15 protein-coding genes are annotated in these 16,768 nt (G+C 59.6%); 3 read left to right on the forward strand and 12 right to left on the reverse strand.

Translation table 11 applies throughout. From position 1 onward, the window contains the following. Positions 1-24: 24 nt before the first annotated feature. The 6 genes from Q0X23_RS09580 to Q0X23_RS09605 form a co-directional block, all read right to left on the reverse strand. Complete coding sequence (locus Q0X23_RS09580) at positions 25-969, reverse strand: UDP-glucuronic acid decarboxylase family protein (RefSeq protein ID WP_297860080.1); 945 nt, start codon at positions 967-969, stop codon at positions 25-27. A gap of 151 nt (positions 970-1,120) precedes the next feature. Then, complete coding sequence (locus Q0X23_RS09585) at positions 1,121-2,518, reverse strand: UDP-glucose/GDP-mannose dehydrogenase family protein (protein ID WP_297860081.1); 1,398 nt, start codon at positions 2,516-2,518, stop codon at positions 1,121-1,123. A 334-nt stretch (positions 2,519-2,852) separates the two neighbouring features. Next, positions 2,853-4,250 carry a mannose-1-phosphate guanylyltransferase/mannose-6-phosphate isomerase gene (locus Q0X23_RS09590; RefSeq protein WP_297860082.1) on the reverse strand — a complete coding sequence of 466 codons (1,398 nt, stop codon included), beginning with the start codon at positions 4,248-4,250 and terminating at the stop codon, positions 2,853-2,855. 451 nt (positions 4,251-4,701) lie between these two features. Further along, positions 4,702-5,169: an NUDIX hydrolase gene (locus tag Q0X23_RS09595; RefSeq protein WP_297861202.1), complete on the reverse strand. Its 468-nt coding sequence runs from the start codon at positions 5,167-5,169 to the stop codon at positions 4,702-4,704. A gap of 28 nt (positions 5,170-5,197) precedes the next feature. Then, complete coding sequence (gene prfA, locus Q0X23_RS09600; RefSeq protein ID WP_297860083.1) at positions 5,198-6,274, reverse strand: peptide chain release factor 1; 1,077 nt, start codon at positions 6,272-6,274, stop codon at positions 5,198-5,200. A 124-nt stretch (positions 6,275-6,398) separates the two neighbouring features. Next, positions 6,399-7,010, reverse strand: coding sequence for a lysophospholipid acyltransferase family protein (locus Q0X23_RS09605; protein ID WP_297860084.1), 612 nt, complete (start codon positions 7,008-7,010; stop codon positions 6,399-6,401). A 41-nt stretch (positions 7,011-7,051) separates the two neighbouring features. Here Q0X23_RS09605 and Q0X23_RS09610 point away from each other — a divergent pair, with 41 nt between their 5' ends. Beyond that, positions 7,052-7,549, forward strand: coding sequence for a DinB family protein (locus Q0X23_RS09610; RefSeq protein ID WP_297860085.1), 498 nt, complete (start codon positions 7,052-7,054; stop codon positions 7,547-7,549). Here Q0X23_RS09610 and Q0X23_RS09615 read toward each other — a convergent pair. Beyond that, on the reverse strand, positions 7,533-8,405 hold the full coding sequence (locus Q0X23_RS09615) for an ion transporter (RefSeq protein WP_297860086.1): 873 nt from the start codon (positions 8,403-8,405) through the stop codon (positions 7,533-7,535). The two genes, Q0X23_RS09610 and Q0X23_RS09615, sit on opposite strands and share 17 nt — an antisense overlap. Positions 8,406-8,759: 354 nt before the next feature. Beyond that, complete coding sequence (locus Q0X23_RS09620; protein ID WP_297860087.1) at positions 8,760-9,422, reverse strand: SDR family NAD(P)-dependent oxidoreductase; 663 nt, start codon at positions 9,420-9,422, stop codon at positions 8,760-8,762. Positions 9,423-9,512: 90 nt separating this feature from the next. Here Q0X23_RS09620 and der point away from each other — a divergent pair, with 90 nt between their 5' ends. Further along, positions 9,513-10,868, forward strand: coding sequence for a ribosome biogenesis GTPase Der (gene der / locus Q0X23_RS09625; RefSeq protein WP_297860088.1), 1,356 nt, complete (start codon positions 9,513-9,515; stop codon positions 10,866-10,868). 94 nt (positions 10,869-10,962) lie between these two features. Next, positions 10,963-11,409 (forward strand): hypothetical protein, encoded by a 447-nt coding sequence (locus Q0X23_RS09630; protein WP_297860089.1) that lies wholly within the window; start codon positions 10,963-10,965, stop codon positions 11,407-11,409. 18 nt (positions 11,410-11,427) lie between these two features. Here the strand turns inward: Q0X23_RS09630 and Q0X23_RS09635 are convergent, their stop codons facing one another. The 4 genes from Q0X23_RS09635 to Q0X23_RS09650 all read right to left on the reverse strand — a co-directional run bounded on the left by Q0X23_RS09635 (position 11,428) and on the right by Q0X23_RS09650 (position 16,594). Next, positions 11,428-12,474, reverse strand: a complete 1,047-nt coding sequence (locus tag Q0X23_RS09635; protein WP_297860090.1) for a protease complex subunit PrcB family protein — start codon at positions 12,472-12,474, stop codon at positions 11,428-11,430. A 432-nt stretch (positions 12,475-12,906) separates the two neighbouring features. Next, positions 12,907-13,791, reverse strand: a complete 885-nt coding sequence (locus Q0X23_RS09640) for an ABC transporter permease (protein WP_297860091.1) — start codon at positions 13,789-13,791, stop codon at positions 12,907-12,909. Positions 13,792-13,861: 70 nt separating this feature from the next. Beyond that, on the reverse strand, positions 13,862-14,866 hold the full coding sequence (locus tag Q0X23_RS09645) for an ABC transporter permease (protein WP_297860092.1): 1,005 nt from the start codon (positions 14,864-14,866) through the stop codon (positions 13,862-13,864). A 138-nt stretch (positions 14,867-15,004) separates the two neighbouring features. Further along, the gene (locus Q0X23_RS09650; RefSeq protein ID WP_297860093.1) at positions 15,005-16,594 is read right to left on the reverse strand and encodes an ABC transporter substrate-binding protein; all 1,590 of its coding nucleotides are present in this window, start codon (positions 16,592-16,594) and stop codon (positions 15,005-15,007) included. Positions 16,595-16,768: the final 174 nt, after the last annotated feature.

The raw sequence follows: 16,768 nt of genomic DNA on the forward strand, positions 1-16,768 counted from the left end.
AAAAAATCTTCCCACAGCCCATTCCTAATGCGAAGCCGCTGCCTGAAGGCTCCTAAAGTAAGCGATGGTGTGGGTCAGGCCCTCGCGTACCGGCACCCGGGGCTCCCAGCCCAGCAGCGCTTTGGCGCGGCTGATATCGGGGCGGCGCTGGCGGGGGTCATCTTGGGGGAGTGGTTTGTGCTCGAGGGGCATCTTGGAACCTACCAGTTCCTGGATGAGCTCGGCCAACTGGAGCATGGTGTATTCCTCGGGGTTGCCCAGGTTCACCGGCTGATGGTACTCCACGTCCATCAGGCGGCGGATGCCCTCGATCAGGTCGTCTACGTACTGGAAGCTGCGGGTCTGGCTGCCGTCGCCGTAGATGGTGAGGGGCTGGCCGCGCAGGGCCTGGCTAATGAAGTTGGTGACCACCCGCCCATCTTCGGCGTCCATGCGGGGCCCATAGGTATTGAAGATCCGAATGATGCGGGTCGAGACCCCTTTGGCCTCTTGGTAGGCCACCGTAAGGGTCTCGGCGTAGCGCTTGCCTTCGTCGTAGATGGAGCGCGGCCCCACCGGGTTCACGTTGCCCCAGTAGGTCTCGGGCTGGGGGTGTACCAGGGGGTCGCCGTAGATCTCGGAGGTGGAGGCCAGGAAAAACTTCGCACCCTTTTCGACAGCCAGGTCGAGCAGATGGCGGGTGCCTTCGCCGTTGACCAGTAGGGTCTGGATAGGCAGCTTCAGGTAGCGCGGGGGGGAGGCGGGCGAGGCGAAGTGCATCACCCAATCCAGGGGCCCTGCTATCTGGAGGGGCTTGGAAGCATCGGCCTGGACAAAGTGAAACCTGGGATAACGAGAGAGCAGCTCGATGTTGCGCGGCTGGCCGCTGCTGAAATCGTCTATGCCCACCACTTCGTGACCCTCGAGCAGCAGCCGCTCTGAGAGGTGACTCCCCAGAAAACCCGCTGCGCCAGTAATGAGAATTCGCATTTTTACCCTTTCCTGCAAAGCCGGATTATGATTTTTTTCTTTGGTTCAACCCCGTGCATGAATCGCATGTCGCAGTTGGGAGGAATTTTCTTTGTGCTTTTAACTTCGGCTCCCGGCCATTCTGCAAGTGATCTACAAACCCGGCCCACCCCTAACCTTCCGCCGTGACCAGCTGCGGGTTGGTGCCTGTGCCCACCCCCACATGCTGAAAACCGGCTTTTTCCAGGCGCCGCTTGTCGAGGAAGTTGCGCCCGTCCACCACCAGGGGCTTTTTCATGACCCTGGCCATGCCCTCCCAGTCGAGGTCGCGGTAGACGGCCCAGTCGGTAACCAGCACCACTGCATCGGCATCCTCGGCCAAGTCCATCACGCTCTCGCAATACTCCACGGCCAGGTCGGGGTTTTGTTCCCTGGCCTGCTTTAGGGCGATAGGATCGTGGACGCGCACCTTGACCCCCTGCTTGATGAGACGCTGGGCGATATCCAGGGCCGGAGAATCGCGCAGGTCGTCGGTATTGGGCTTGAAGGCCAGGCCCAGCAGGCCAATGGTGCGGCCCTTGAGGATCTTGAGTTCGCGCTGCAGTTTTTCCACGATACGCTCGCGCTGGCGGTAGTTCACCTCGCGGGCTGCCTGCACGATGGGCATCGAGAGGCCGTACTCCTTGGCGGTCGAGACCAGCGCAGCGGTGTCCTTGCCGAAGCAGCTACCGCCCCAGCCGATTCCGGCCTGAAGAAAACGGGGCCCAATGCGACTATCCAGACCGATGCCACGGGCAATCTGGGTCACATCGGCACCTACCCGCTCGGCCAGGGCTGCAATCTCGTTGATGAAGCTGATCTTGACCGATAAGAAGGCGTTGGCAGCGTACTTGATCAGTTCGGCAGAGGCCAGGTCGGCGGAGATTAGCGGCACCGCTTTCATGGCATTGGGACGGGGCTGGAAAGCGGGCTCGGGAAAGCTTTGCTCAATCAGGGGACGGTAAAGGTTGTAGAGGGTCTCGAGGGCTTCCTCCCGCTCGGCGCCCACCACGATGCGGTCGGGGTAGAGCGAGTCGTAGATGGCTGAGCCTTCGCGCAGGAACTCGGGGTTAGAAGCCACCGCAAAGTTGCCCTTAGCCTTCTTGCCGTTCTTGGCCTCGTAAGCGCTTTGTACCAGCGACTCCACCCAGTTACCCGAGCCAATGGGTACGGTGGATTTGTTCACGATTACCGTGAACTTGCTGTTCAGGTGCTGACCGATGCCCTCGGCAGCCGCCTGCACATAGCGCAGGTCGGGGCTGCCATCGGGGGCCGAGGGGGTGCCTACCGCAACAAAGATCACGTCGGCATCCGGTACGGCTTCGGCGTAGGCGTCGGTGAACTTAAGGCGCTCGCGGGATAGGTGCATGAGTTCCTCGAGGCCCGGCTCGTAAATGTGCGCCTTGCCGGAGCGTAAAAGGGCCAGCTTCTTGAGATCCACATCCACGCAGGTTACCTGATGGCCAATGTAAGCCAGCGTGACCCCAGTGGTAATGCCTACGTATCCAGTACCGATGACAGCGACTTTCATAGCTTTCATGCTCTACCCCTCTCGTTGTAATCCATACAGTTGTGGCATGGAATATTGCAAAGCTGTTACACCGGATTCAAAAAGATAGTCATTCAAACCAAAAAATCCAGAGGCTATCTTTTTGAATCCCAGAGCACTCCTTTCAGTCGGGTTAGTTCGTCACTGTTCAGTGACGAACTAACCGAATCTGGTATTATTTAGTTTACAAGGCTCTCTGCCAGACCCAACCGCCAAATATCACAGCACAGATAGAGAAGCTGCCTCACAGGCGTCAGTTTTACGCCGCAGCGTTACGGTAGAGTGAAAGTGGGGGACAAAGTTCACGTTTTCCAGCTTATACATAGCTTTCCAGCCGCTTGACATCGTCTTCGCCCAGGTACTCGCCGGTTTGTACCTCAATCAAGACCAGATCCAGCAGTCCGGGGTTGATGAGTTGATGGGCAACTCCGGCCAGGGCACTGACCGATTCGCCCTGCCTTAGCATCTGTGCTCTGCCGTCCAGCCAGACCTGGGCCGTACCTCGCAACACCGTCCAGTGTTCGCTGCGGTGGTGGTGCAGGTGGTTGGAGAGGGCCTGGCCCGGCTTGACCACCACCCGCCGTATTTTGAACCCACTCGTTTCTTCCAGCGTCAGGTAGCTTCCCCAGGGCCGCCGGATGGTGCGGTGGCGGCGTACGGTGTCGTGCTTGGAGTGGGTGAGTTGTTCCACCACCTTCTTTACGTCCTGTACTTTATCGCGCCGGGCCACCAGCAGGGCATCGCGGGTATCCACGATCACCAGATCGCTGGCACCAATTACCGCTACCACACGGTCTTCAGTCTGGACAAAAGTATTGGTGGTCTCGAGCAAAACCGCCTCGCCAAACACCCGGTTGCCCGCTGCATCCGGCGGCACCATCAAAGCGGCAGCGTCCCAGGAGCCCAGATCACTCCAGCCCAGATCAGCGGGTACTACTGCTACCTGCGCGGCTTTTTCCATGACCGCATAGTCCACCGACTCACTGGGAACCTGTTTGAAGAGGTTTGCATCCAGATAGGCCACGTCCCCCTTCTCGCTACCCTGCCAGCAGTCCAGCGCTGCTTTGTACATATCGGGCTGGAGGTGCTCCAGGGCTTGCAGATAGGTGGTCGCCTTGAAGCAGAAAATGCCTGCGTTCCAGAAGAAGCGCCCGGTTTGCAGATAAGCCTCGGCAGTCTGCTGGTCGGGCTTTTCCACGAAGCGGGCAACCCGATATGCGCCATCTTGTAGAGGTAGACCTTGCTCGATGTAGCCAAAATTGGTGGCCGGGTAGGTAGGCTGAATGCCAAATGTCACCAGATAGCCCTCTTGGGCGATGGCCTGGGCCTGAGTGACCGCCTGGGCAAAGGCCTCTTCTCGCAAAATGAGGTGGTCGGCCGAGAGCACCAGCATGACCTCATCGGGGTTGTGCTCGGCAACCCACAAAGCGGCCATGGCAATGGCGGGGGCGGTGTTGCGGCGCAGGGGCTCGACCACAAACGAGGTCTGCACTTCGGGCATGCCCAGGGCCTCGTACTCACTGGCGGTGCTGTAGTAATACTCCAGGCCCGTAACAGTGAGCACCCGCTGAGCTCCAACCCGTGCGGCCCGCAAGAAGGCTTTTTGCAACAGGCTTTGCCCGTCGGGTAGTTTCATGAAGGGTTTGGGGTACTGTTCCCTCGAGACCGGCCACAGGCGTGTACCGGCCCCACCTGAAAGAATGACTGCCACCATGCTTCACCTCAAATGCCGTGGGGTCAGCAGACACCGCACTAAAGCATACTGTACGGGCCAGCACGGCAGAGCCGGGGTTATTTGATAGCCCACTGGGCTCGTCCTTTGAGCTTCTAGCCTTGTGTGGGGCCTTTAGCCTTTGGCCATAAGAAATCCGTTTATTTCGTTCCTAATTTTCCGAACAGTCACCCAAAATGCCACTGCTGGAAAGAAAAAGTTTTGCTAAGTACGACAACGTTAGGAATTTGCTCTACCCGAAAAGGGGAGCCCATAAGCCGCGCTGCTTTAAACACCGGCCACTTCTTTCGCCGAGACCGTCACCGCAAAAATCTAATGTGGGCGCACTTAGAGGGTTCCGCGGATGGGCACTGCCCCCCTGACCTCCCCCGCTGGGGGAGGAAAAGGAGGTCTTTTGCCAGGGCAAAATGGAATGCAACAGGCAGGTTTCTTATCAAACCCTGATTCCTTCGCTCCCCCAGCTCGAGTATGCATAGAATCTGCCCCGCTCGCCCTGCAGGTAGTCCATCAGGGGCTCCAGGAGGGGGCGGTGTTCATCCAGCTTGACGGCTACCTCCTCGGCGGTGAAGAAACGGGCCTCCACGATGTGCCCATCGGGGTCTTTGGGGTTGAGCAGGCCCTCGTAATCGGCACGGAAAGCCATGGCGATGGTGCGTTCGCTCTTACGGGCATCCTCTACCTGGATTACATACGCCAGGTGTTGAATGCCTCGGATCCGGAGGCCTGTTTCTTCCTGTACCTCTCGTGCGATGGCAGCCGGGATGGTCTCCCCAGCCTCGACCATGCCACCCGGCAGGGTATAGCGCACCCTGCCCCGGCGGCTCCAGTCGTTGGCGACCAGCAAAACCCGTCCCTGCTTGTCCAGCAGGATAGCCGCGGCTACCAATAGGTCACGTCGCAACCCATGCATACAGACCGCCTTTCACGCCCTAGGCGGACTTGGGTGCGCTGGAGAGGGCCTCGAGCTGGCGTTCCTGATCGGCCTTGCGCAGGGCTTCGTGCAGCTTGGAGAGGTCGCCCGAGAGTACGCCTTCCAGGTCGTGGGTGGTAAAGCCGATGCGGTGGTCGGTAACGCGCGACTGGGGGAAGTTGTAGGTGCGGATTTTCTCCGAGCGCTCGCCCGCCCCAATCTGGGCCAGGCGGTCTTCGCGGCGGCGGGCGGCCTCCTCGGCCCGTTTGATCTCCAGGAGCCTCGAGCGCAGGATGGAGAGGGCTTTTTCCTTGTTCTTGATCTGGCTGCGCGACTCCATGCAGGAAACAATTATGCCGCTAGGCTTGTGCAAGACCTGCACCGCCGAGTCGGTGGTGTTGACCCCCTGCCCGCCCGGCCCCGAGGCCCTCGAGACGGTAATATCCAGATCGGCGGGGTCGAGTTGCACGTCGACTTCCTCGGCCTCGGGCATCACCGCTACGGTCGCGGTGGAGGTGTGGATGCGGCCCTGGGTCTCGGTGGCGGGCACCCGCTGCACCCGGTGTACCCCGGCCTCGTATTTCAAGTAGCCATAAGCCCCCGGCCCCGTCACCTCGAAGGAGACCTTGGAGACCCCCCCTAAGTCGGTGAGCGAGGTGTCCAGGAGTTCGACCTTATAGCCGCCCCGCCGGGCATACTCCATAATCATGTCGCGCAGCTCGGCAGCAAACAGCGCGGCCTCCTCGCCCCCGGTGCCGGCCCGAATTTCCACAATGACGTTTTTCTCATCGATAGGGTCCTTGGGAAGCAGCAAGAGCTCGAGCTCGGCCTCGAGGGCCTTTACCCTGGGTTCCAGGGCCTCGATGTCGGCCTGGGCCATCTCGCCCAACTCGGGGTCGAACTGCAGTTCACGGGCCTCCTCGAGGTGGGCCAGGGTTTCTTTGTAGGCGCGAATGGTTTCTACCAGATGCCCCATCTCGGCATAGCGCTTGCTGATGCGCTGATACTCCGATGGGTTGGTGAGTACTGCCGGGTCGGCCAGTTGCCGCTCGAGCGTCTGGTACTCGGCTTCTAGGGATGCAAGTTTCTCTAGCATAAACGGTCACTGCCTACCAGGATAACGCGGATGCCACCTGTCCGATAGGTGATGCCTTACCGAGACACCTTGGAATCAGAACTCTCGGGCTACTGGAAGACCGTCAACAAACAGCCTTTAGCATTTAGCTTTCAGCTTCCTCTTTGGGTTTTAGTTGAATGGGGCTTTGTTTGCTGGGGTCACGACCTACTTTGTCGGCGTAAAAAGCCTTGATTTGCTCAAAGTCGGTCTCAATGTTGCCGCTGGGGGTGAAGTACCCTCCGATGCCCACCTCTTTACGGCTATAGTCAATGTAGGCCAGTGCAATGGGCACATTGGCCTCCAGGGCCATGTAGTAAAACCCGCTTTTCCAGTAAGGGGCGCGGCTGCGGGTGCCCTCGGCGGCCACCACCACCCAGAGGTTGTCGTGCTGGTCGAAGATGCGGGCTACCTGCTTCACAAAATCGCCGCCTGCTCTGGAGCGGTCTACCGGGATGCCCCCCAGCCAGCGCATCACCACCCCCAACACCGGGGGAAAAAGCTGTTTTTTGCCCACCCAGCGAAAGCGCGTGCCCGAAGCCATGCCCCACAAAAGCGCATAGAGAAAGTCCCAGTTGGAGGTGTGGGGGTAGCCTACCAGCACGAACTTTTTTCCGGGAGGCGGAGCCATCACCGCCGTCCAGCCCAGCATTCGCAAGGCCCAAACCCCAAAACGCTGCCAGGGCGTCTGGGGGTGAATCGCATACGGATGTGCCATTTGCTACTGGTATACCACAGCGGGCGGGGGTATCCTGTGCTATGAACAATGACCTGCGGGTTTTTTATGGTTGGGTGCGGCGTTCCCGCGAAATCCTCTTTGGCTACTGCACCTCGCTGCCGCCGGAAATCTATACCCAGGAGCGCCCCGATTTTGCCTTTGGCAGCATGCGCAACCTGCACGCCCACGTGGCTGACTGCTACTTGTGGTGGGTGGGTACGGTGGGCCTGGGCAAGCCCCAGGCCCCAATCCAGGGGTCGGAGGTGCCCGATGTAGCGGCCATGAGAAAGGTCTTTGCTCAAGCCGATGCGGTGGTCGAACAGGCCCTGCAAACATTTAACCAGCTCGACCAGATATACGAGTGGACGCATCCACGCAAGGGCTGGAAGGCCAAGGTGAGCCAGCGCTGGCTGCTGCTGCATCCCATCACCCACGAGTTCCACCACAAGGGCCAGATTACCGCTCTGGGGCGGGTGCTGGGGCATCCGGCAGTGCTTTCGCCAGGGGTGGACACCGATCTGGTTAATCCTGAGTTTTGACCAGGGCCTCCAGCATTCCCTGCGCCTCGCGCAGCCTGGCCTGTACCTCTTGCACCTGCTGCTCGAGGCTTCCGGGTGGGGGAAGCCGGGTTTCTTGCAGGCTTTTTCGCATCTCGTCCATGCTGTTGACCACAATGCCTACCAGCAGGTTCAAGAACACCAGCGTGCCCAGCAGCACAAACGAGACCATGTACACCACCGCCAGTAGGGGCTGGGCTTTGGGCTGGGTACACAAAGCGGGGTCGGGCAGCTCGAAGCGGTCGCAGCCGAAATACTGGATGCGGAGGATATCCACCCAGCCCTCCAGGGTCAGGATGCTGAAGAGGGTGAGCAGGGCGGTGTGCAGATTGCCGAAGTGGAAGGGGTCGCCCTGGCCGAACAAAAACACCCCGGCCACCGCATAGACGTAGAGCAGCAGCATCATCAAGACCAGCACCCAGCCAATGGAGGGGATGCTTTTGAGCAGGGCACCCAAAATAATCTGAAGGTCGGGCAGGGTGCGGATGAGCCGCAGCACGCGCAAGAGCCGCAGCAGGCGGGCCGCTACCGCATACGTTCCCAGGCCCGGCAGCAGGCTAAGGGCCACAATGACGAAATCGAACACGTTCCAGCCACTCTGAAAATAGTGCAGAGGCCGGGGCCAGAGGGCCGCCATGCGCAGGAGCACCTCGAGGGCAAACAGGGCCAGCACCAGGTTGTTGAGCAGGTGGAGGGTAGGGCCAAAGCGCTCCATCAGGGCGGGATAGGTCTCGAGGCCCACCAGCACCGCCGCAAATAGGATGATGACGGTTACCAAGCGGTTGAACGGTGCCGATTCCACCAGGCGGGAGAGGGTATTGGATACAGAGCGGCTCACACCTGAAGAGTATAGGCTGTCCAGTCAGATGAACTGCATGTAACTTCGTCGGTTACTGTATCTTAGCTCCGCTACTACCAGGGTCGGTGCATAAACCCCTGCAAATCTCAGCTAAGTACGCTTTAGACAGCCGGTGTTGCAAAAAAATGCTTGTAGGCAGGCGAACTAGACGGGTATTAGGCCCCCTCCAAGCCTCCCCCGTTGGGGGAGGAAGGAGCGGTTTTGCTTTATGCACAGGCCCCGCTGCCACTACCTGATGGATTGCGAAAAATCCCGAGCAGAAGACCAGGAATGGGGCGACCTGCGCCTTTGGCCGAGGATGGCCTACAGACTGGTGTGGCTGCCAAAAGCGCTTCATCCCTGGTAGACCACCTCGGTCTTCCACCGGCCGGGCGGCTGGGCGTGCAGCTCCCAGAACTTTTCGGCAATCAGGTCGGGGTCGAAGGGGGTGTTGCGCTTCACCTGGCCTGCAATGGTCACGGTGGCTACGTGGATGCCTTCGTGGTAGAGCTCCTTGCTGAGCGCACCCACCAGGGCGCGTAGCGAGGCTTTGCCAATGGAGAGCGCGGCCAAGTCGGGCGCGGGGTTCAGGGCCAGGCCGCCCCCGGTAAAGAGGAGGGTGCCTTTGCGGCGCGAGAGCATACCGGGGATCACCAGTTGGGCCGCCACCAGCGCCCCATACAGGTTGACCTTGAGGGTGTCCTCGAGGGCTTCCACGCTGAGCTCCGAAGCCCGGCTGTCCGCCGAGGCATAGGCGTTGTAAATCAAAACCTCGATGGGGCCAAGCTGCTTTTCGGTTTCCCTTACCGCTGAAATCAGTTGCGGCGTGCGGGTGATGTCGGTGGGAAAGGTTTTGACCGTGCAACCGTCGAGCTCGAGGGCGCCCGCATAGTTCTCCAGGTTGGTTTCGCTGCGGGCAACCAGACCCAGCCGATACCCCTCCCGGCCAAAGCGTCGGGCCACGCTCAGCCCGATGCCCCGCCCCATGCCCACCACCAGACAGACCTTGGGTTTCATACCTCGAGCGCATGGTAACATCAAGGATGCTTTTTGTGGATTCAGGTAACGCTGCCTGGAGCCGTTCTTGAACCGAATGCGAGTGGAACTATGTATCGAGTGGTGATTGTGGGTCGCCCCAATGTGGGCAAGTCGAGCCTGTTCAACAAACTATTGGGTTTGCGGGCCGCACCCGAGAAGTACGCCAAGGCCGGAAGCCAGTTTGCCGTGGTGGCCGACGTGCCGGGGGTTACCCGCGACCTCAAAGAGGGTGTGGTGGAGAACGAGCAGGGACGCTTCAAGCTGGTGGATACCGGGGGCTTGTGGTCGGGGGACGTGTGGGAGAAGAAAATCAAGCAAAAGGTGGAGCGGGCCATTCAGGACGCCGACCTGGTGCTGTTTGCCGTGGATGGGCGCAGCGATATTGCGACCGCCGACCTCGAGGTCGCCGACTTTTTGCGCCGCCAGGGTAAACCGGTGTTGCTGGTAGCCACCAAGATAGACGACCCCAAGCACCAGGCCTACCTGGGCGACTTTTATGCCCTGGGCTTTGGTGAAGCGGTTCCCACCAGTGCAGCCCACAGCCGGGGGTTTGACGAACTGCTGGAGCGCATCTGGGAGTTGTTGCCCGTGCGCCAGGGCGAAAGCGAGCCCGAGGTCGTGCCTATCCGCCTGGCCATTGTGGGTCGCCCCAACGCGGGCAAGTCCAGCCTGCTGAACGCCATTCTGGGCGAGGAGCGGGTGATTGTCTCGGAAATCCCCGGCACCACCCGCGACACCATCGACGTGGAGTTCGACTACGGGGGCAGCCGGTTCTTGCTGGTAGATACCGCCGGCATCCGCAAGCGCCCCGAGACCGGGGTCGAGGAGCAGGCCATCGGACGCGCCCACCAGGCCATTCTGGACGCCGACGTGGTGTTGCTGGTGGTAGACCCTAAGGAACTCGGCGACCACGAGCTCAAGCTGGCCAACGAGGCCCTGGACGCCGGCAAACCGGTAATCGTGACCATTACCAAGTGGGATCTGATTGAGAGCAAAGAGGAGGCCAAGCGGGTGCGGGCCGATCTGGCCCTCAAACTCTCCCACATCCAGCACCTGCCCATGCTGTACGTTTCGTCCGTTACCAAGCAAAACCTGCACAAGCTGCTCTCGGAAGCGGCCCGGCTCTACGAGCTGGCTCGAGTGCGCTTCGAGACCGCCGAACTCAACCGCTGGCTCTCAGTCTGGAGCACCCAGACCATGCTTCCTAACTTCAAGGGCAAGCCCCTCAAGCTCTTTTTCCTCACCCAGCCCGAGGTAGCCCCCCCGACCTTTGTCTTTTTTTGCAACCACCCCGAGTTTGTGACGCGGGCTTTCGAGGGCTTCTTGCGCAACCGCATCGGCGAAGACCTGGGCTTGCGCGAGATTCCCTTCCGGATGGTTTTTAGGGGCCGCAGGGAGCCGAAGGGTGGGGGAGAGGGTTCGTGAGGTTCAAGAGCCTCTGACCAGGGCTATGTAGACGGGCATTATGCCAGATTCGGTTAGTTCGCCGCCATCCTGTGCCGAACTAACCGAATCTGGTGTGAGTGGATGGGAACATGGGCTGGCCCGGATGCGCCTCGAGCACGCGATGCTGGTCGGGCCGGAGGAGGGCGTGGGTCTGGTGCAAAAGTCGCTGGGGTGGGCCAGAGCCCATTATATTCCCGGTATGGAGACCGAGGCCCTGGCCTACCTGGCGCGCACACTCCTGAGGCTGAGGCGTGTAGAGGAGGCGCTGGAGTATAGTGCCTTGGCCCTAAAGCGCCTGAATACATTCCCCCCGCCCTCCACGGGCCTTGGGCTGGCCCGCTATGAGGCCCTCAAAGGAGCGGGAGAGCCCTTGGCTGGGCAGATGCTACAGAAGGCTTTGGACTGGGTTGACCACGTTGCACAGCAGCACGTTCCCCAGGAGTTCCGCCAGGGCTACCTGAGCCAGAACCCCATCAATGCCGAAGTTCTACGGCTGGGCCGGTTGGAGGGATTGTCCTGAGCCAGGCGAGACCTCTGGCTAATTGGCTGCGCTCGCCAGCACCCGCCCGCTAGAGTCCGCAAACTCCACCCGCGTAAAGCGCCCCGGCACTTCCAGCAGCACAAAGGGGCTGGTGAGGGCCTGGGTCACAATGGCCCCCGGTGCTGGGCTCAAGAGGCGCAAGGTGACCCGCAGGGTATTGTCCGAAAGCTGGCTGCTTATGTATTGCACGCTGTAGCCGCCGGTGGGTTTTTGACCCCAGAAGAAAGCCACTACCCGGTTCAGGTTGAAGTCCACTGCCGGTGTGGCCGGCTGGGGAATCTGGTTGCCCGTGGCCAGGCGCCAGAGCGTCACCAACTGGCTGGTGTTGCTGGCCAGGTAGGCCGCCGGGTTCTGGGCGGTGTAGGCGGACTGCCCGCCTTGTTGCAGGATGCGCGGGGTGGGGCTGGGGGTGGGGGGCATAAGGGTTAGCTCCGTCTCGAGGCCATACTGCACAGCTAAAGCCGCCACCCGGCTTTGAGCGGGGGCGGGCTCATAGCGGTTGGGCACTAAAGGAGGCTCAATTTCGTACACCACCACCGGACGCCCTCCCCGGCGGCCCAGAATTTCCCGCAGCACCGCCTCGTTTTCGGCTTCCGAGAGGGGGGCCAGTCGGGGTGCACCAGGGCGGCTTTCCACCACCTGCGCGGCATTGCTGGCAAAAACATTGCCCAGCCGCGACCAGCCCCCGTCGAAGAGCCAGGTGCTTTGTACGTTGCGGTTGGTACGCACCACAAACTGTAAGCCGGGGAAGGTGCGGGTGGTCTGGGCCACGCGGGGCAGGGCAGGGTTTATCTCCCGGTAGAGCGCCTCGCCATCCACCAGCAGGGCGTCGGCCACGGCCAGGGGGCTGGCCGAGGGGCCACGGGTCAGGGCCAGGCTGCGCTCACCCAGGCGCACGGCCTGGGGTTCGCCGTAAAAGTATGTCCAGCGCTCGGTGTTCTCGGCGAAGAGCAACTGAATCTCGCTTAGTTGATAAGGTTGCTGCTCCGGTTGTGGTACACAACCCGCCAGCGCCAGCATTGTCAGAACCCACCATCGCTTCATGCCTTCATCTTAGCGGCTTTGGAAGTGCGAATGGCCCTGGGTGAAGCTTTGCTCAAAAGGCGGGGGTAGCTTTGGCTAGGGGTGAGAAGCTGCTAAAGGGGTATAGAGAGAGGTTTGTTGCAACTTCTGCTTGCTTTTGCCTGACGGCCCGGGGTCGAGTGCATCGCCCAACAGATTGAACCCTGGCCTTACGAACATGATAGCCAGCACTGGAAAGGTGGCCACGTATGTAGACCACGTAGTCGGATAACTTCCAAGGGGCTTACGCCCTCCGCTACGCGGATAACTTCGGCCCTTTTAGTTCGTCACCCTTTGATGCCAAACTAACCGAATCTGGTATGAATGAGCCGCACATGTCAATTTTAGGCAAGCAACATGCCGCAAAACAAGTTACCCGTGCACCAAGATGCAGTTTATCGTTACTTTCAACTTTCACTTAAGGGCCCTTGGGTCGAGGGCATCGCGCAGACCATCGCCCAGCAGATTGAAGGCCAGCACGGTAAACATAATAAATAGACCGGGGAAGATCATGGTCCAGGGCGAATTAAGTGCATAGCCACCCCGGAAGGCGTCCGATAGCATCGCGCCCCACTCGGGTGCGGGTGGCTGTGCGCCCAGGCCCAGGAAGCCTAAAGCGGCGGTCTCGAGCGTCGCGGTGCCGATGGAAAGGGTGGCCTGCACGATGATTGGGGGCAAAGCATTGGGCAGCAGGTGACGCAGTAGAATCCGCCGGTTGGGTGCGCCCAGTGCGGTAGCAGCCTGCACATAGTCGAGCTCGCGGGCAGAAAGCACCACACTGCGGGCCAGCCGAATATAGACCGGAATCTGCGTAATGCTGACTGCAATCATGGCATTGGTCAGGCTAGGCCCCACCACTGCCACAACGGCGATGGCCAGCAAAGTGCTAGGGAAAGCCAGCAAAATATCGGTAATCCAGCCAATCAGAGCCTCGATTCCGCCCCTGAAGTAGCCCGCAATCAGCCCCAGCAAAGTGCCTACGGTTAGGCTTAGGGCTACGGCGACCAGCCCAACCTGTAGCGAAATTCGGCTGCCGTGAATCACGCGGGTAAAAACGTCGCGCCCAAGGTTATCGGTGCCAAATACTCGCTCGGCAGAGGGGGGCTTCAGGCGGTTGATGTAGTCGCGGTCGGTAGCGGGATTATAGGGCTTGAACACAGGCGCCAGCAATGCGAGCAAGATGAGAAAAACAGCCATTACCAACCCGATTTTTCCCGAGCTGGATTTCATAAAGCGCCGAATCGCCAATCGGCTTGGGGTATCGTTGGAGGCCTTGGGAGCGGTCACAGTCAGGGCCATATCACCTCGCTAAGCTTGCGAAGTTCAAGCCCACACCAGGGAGATACTTGCTTTGGATGGACACAGTTTTTCATCGGTATTGAATCCTTGGGTCGAGCAGGGCATAAGACAGGTCTACCACCAGATTGACCACCACAAACACCAGGGCCACAAAAATAACCCCACCCTGTACGACCGGATAGTCGCGGTTGAGGATACCTTCATAAATCCAGCTTCCGATGCCGGGCCAGCTAAAGATGGTCTCGGTCAGGATGGCGCCGCCCAAAAGGGTTCCGAACTGCAAGCCGATGATGGTCACGACGGGCAGGAGGGCGTTTTTGAGGGCATGACGCCAGATTACCAGCCGTTCGGTCTGGCCTTTAGCCCTGGCGGTGCGCACGTAGTCCTGCGTGAGCACCTCGAGCATGGCCCCACGGGTGATGCGGGTCAGAATGGCCAGGGGGATGGTACCCAGGGTCATGGCGGGCAGAATCAGGTGCCGAACCACATCCCAGAAGCTCTGGGGCTGAAATAGCCCATCCAACACGTAAAACCCGGTAATGGGCTTAAACACTGCATCCACATCAATAGAAAGCCGCCCGCCTGCGGGTAGCCACTGGAGGTTCACCGCAAACAGGTACACCAGCAGTAAGCCCAACCAGAAAACCGGTAGCGACACCCCTAAGAGCGAAAAGGAGGTGGCAAGATTGTCCAGGAGCGTGTTTTTGCGCACGGCAGCCAGGATTCCAAAGGGAATTCCAATGACGACCGCAAACAGGGTTGCGGCGATAGCCAACTCGAAGGTAGCAGGCCAGCGGCGGGCCAACTGCTCGTTGATGGTGAGCTGATTGAAAATGCTCGTACCCAGATCGCCACGCAGCAAGTTGCCCACAAACAACAGGTACTGTTCCCACAGCGGGCGCTCGAGGCCCAGCTTGCTGCGAAGCTCGGCGATGCGTTCGGGGCCAGCCCGCTCGCCCAGCATGACCACTGCCGGATCACCGGGGATCAGATGAAGAAATATAAAAACCAGCAGTGAGATCCCAAACAAGACCGGGATGACACTCAACAAACGCCTGCCTGCATAAGACCACATGTGCTAGATACCTAACCTTTCAGATGATATATTTCTGGATTACAGTTGTGAAGTCCTGAAGAGTAAAAGGTACTGCTACCGATGGCCTCCAATAAAAAAAGGGCGTAGCGAACTACGCCCTACAGAGGGTCTGTGGGTTTAGCGCTTGACGATATCCTCGAAGGACTCGCTGCCCAATGGGCTGGGAACCCAACCGCTTATGGAAGTGCGCTGAGCGATGAGGGGCTGGCTATGCACGATGGGGATGCGCAGGGCCAGGTTAAAGGTGATTTCGTCGGCCTGCTGGTAGAGCTTGACACGCTCGGCCTGGTTGGAACTGGCGGCACCCTTCGCTAGAACCTCATTGAGTTCCTTAATGTCCAGCTTGTTGCCCGCGCTATCGAAGAGGTCGGTGATGGGGGAGGCGAAGTGGGGGTCGAAGAAGTTGGAAGGGTCGCCATAGTCACCCGTCCAACCCAGCATGTAGGCCTGGAAGCCTGGCGGGTTGCGGCGGTCGTTGAGGTAGGTGGCCCAGTCCTTGGTCTGGAATTTCACCCGGATGCCAATGGCCGAGAGGTCGGCGCCCATGGCTTCGGCAATTTCTTTGGGGGTGGGGAAGTAGGGGCGTGAAACCGGCATGTACCAGAACTCGAGGTCAAAGCCATTGGGATAGCCCGCTTCGGCCAGCATTTGCTTGGCCTTGGCGGGGTTGTACTCATAATCGGTCACTTTGGGCGAGTAGTAGGTTTTGAAGCTGCTGGGCATGAAGTGACCGTTGGTTACGCCCAGGTCGCCCCAGAAAGCCTTGACGATTTCCTTTTTGTTGATGGCCATAGCGATGGCCTGACGCACCCGCACATCGGAAAGCGGTTTGTAGCTGGGGTTCAAGGCCAGATAGCCCACATTGAAGCTGGGGCGGAAGACGGCGCGGAGGTTGCGGTCATTTTGCAGGTCTTTGAGGTTGGCTGGAGGAATGTCGGTGGTGAAGTCAATGGAGCCAGCCTTGAGTTCGGCCAGGCGCGCGGCAGGGTCCTTGATGAAGCGGAACACTACGCCATCGCTTTTAGGGAGGCCCGTCTTCCAGAAGTTGGTGTTCTTTTCCAGGATCAAGCGGTCGCCGGGGCGCCATTCCTTGAACTTGAAGGGACCCGTGCCCACTGCACCCCCTGCAGCCGTACCGTACTTGGCCCCAGCGGCCTTGATGGCAGCGGGGCTGGCAATGCCAAAATAGCCTGAGCCAATGGCCACCGGGAAGTAAGGCACGGGGCTATTGAAGGTGAAGCGTACGGTGTATTTATCCACCGCGCTCACACCTGCCAGAAAGCTGCCCTTGTCGCCCTTGTAGCCACCAAATAGCTCACCCCAGATTTCATAGTTGGAACCACCGCTGATGCGTGTGGGGTCTTTGGGATCCCACCAGCGGTTGACGTTGAACACCACCGCGCTGGCGTCAAAGTCGGTGCCATCGTGGAACTTGACCCCCTGGCGCAGACGGAATGTCCAGGTTTTGCCGTCTGGAGAGGCAAACCAACTGACCGCCAGCCCCGCCTGGGGATCGGTGGAGCCGGGTTTGAAATCTACCAGGGTATCGTAGATTTGACGCTGGGCATAGATGGAAATTCCATCGGTGATGTTGCCCGACTCGAGGCTTGCGGGCTCTCCGTTGGAGCCAAACACCAGGGTTTTTTGGGCCATGCCCAGGCTGCCCAATAGCCCAAGAGCCAAGATACCTAACAGCCGATATTTCATAATGGTTCCTCCTACCTTCGAGTTCACCCAATGAGCCGAAAACACATTAATTTGCGTTTTCAGCACTGGCTGAAATGGGCAAAACTCGGTAGCACAAACTACAGAGCGAAGTATACACCTGCCTGCTTATTCGTGAAGAGAGCCGAAAAAAATGAGCTCATGTTTGACGAAAGC

Source organism: Meiothermus sp., assembly GCF_026004115.1.
Classification (GTDB): Bacteria; Deinococcota; Deinococci; order Deinococcales; family Thermaceae; genus Meiothermus.

What these genes read in the sequence shown, in the direction of transcription:
- Q0X23_RS09585 (WP_297860081.1), bottom strand. Translation starts at nt 2,518, where the DNA reads ATGAAAGTCGCTGTCATCGGTACTGGATACGTAGGCATTACCACTGGG.
- Q0X23_RS09590 (WP_297860082.1), bottom strand. Translation starts at nt 4,250, where the DNA reads ATGGTGGCAGTCATTCTTTCAGGTGGGGCCGGTACACGCCTGTGGCCG.
- Q0X23_RS09580 (WP_297860080.1), bottom strand. Translation starts at nt 969, where the DNA reads ATGCGAATTCTCATTACTGGCGCAGCGGGTTTTCTGGGGAGTCACCTC.
- Q0X23_RS09620 (WP_297860087.1), bottom strand. Translation starts at nt 9,422, where the DNA reads ATGAAACCCAAGGTCTGTCTGGTGGTGGGCATGGGGCGGGGCATCGGG.
- prfA (WP_297860083.1), bottom strand. Translation starts at nt 6,274, where the DNA reads ATGCTAGAGAAACTTGCATCCCTAGAAGCCGAGTACCAGACGCTCGAG.
- Q0X23_RS09605 (WP_297860084.1), bottom strand. Translation starts at nt 7,010, where the DNA reads ATGGCACATCCGTATGCGATTCACCCCCAGACGCCCTGGCAGCGTTTT.
- Q0X23_RS09610 (WP_297860085.1), top strand. Translation starts at nt 7,052, where the DNA reads ATGAACAATGACCTGCGGGTTTTTTATGGTTGGGTGCGGCGTTCCCGC.
- Q0X23_RS09640 (WP_297860091.1), bottom strand. Translation starts at nt 13,791, where the DNA reads ATGGCCCTGACTGTGACCGCTCCCAAGGCCTCCAACGATACCCCAAGC.
- Q0X23_RS09645 (WP_297860092.1), bottom strand. Translation starts at nt 14,866, where the DNA reads ATGTGGTCTTATGCAGGCAGGCGTTTGTTGAGTGTCATCCCGGTCTTG.
- Q0X23_RS09635 (WP_297860090.1), bottom strand. Translation starts at nt 12,474, where the DNA reads ATGAAGCGATGGTGGGTTCTGACAATGCTGGCGCTGGCGGGTTGTGTA.
- Q0X23_RS09650 (WP_297860093.1), bottom strand. Translation starts at nt 16,594, where the DNA reads ATGAAATATCGGCTGTTAGGTATCTTGGCTCTTGGGCTATTGGGCAGC.
- der (WP_297860088.1), top strand. Translation starts at nt 9,513, where the DNA reads ATGTATCGAGTGGTGATTGTGGGTCGCCCCAATGTGGGCAAGTCGAGC.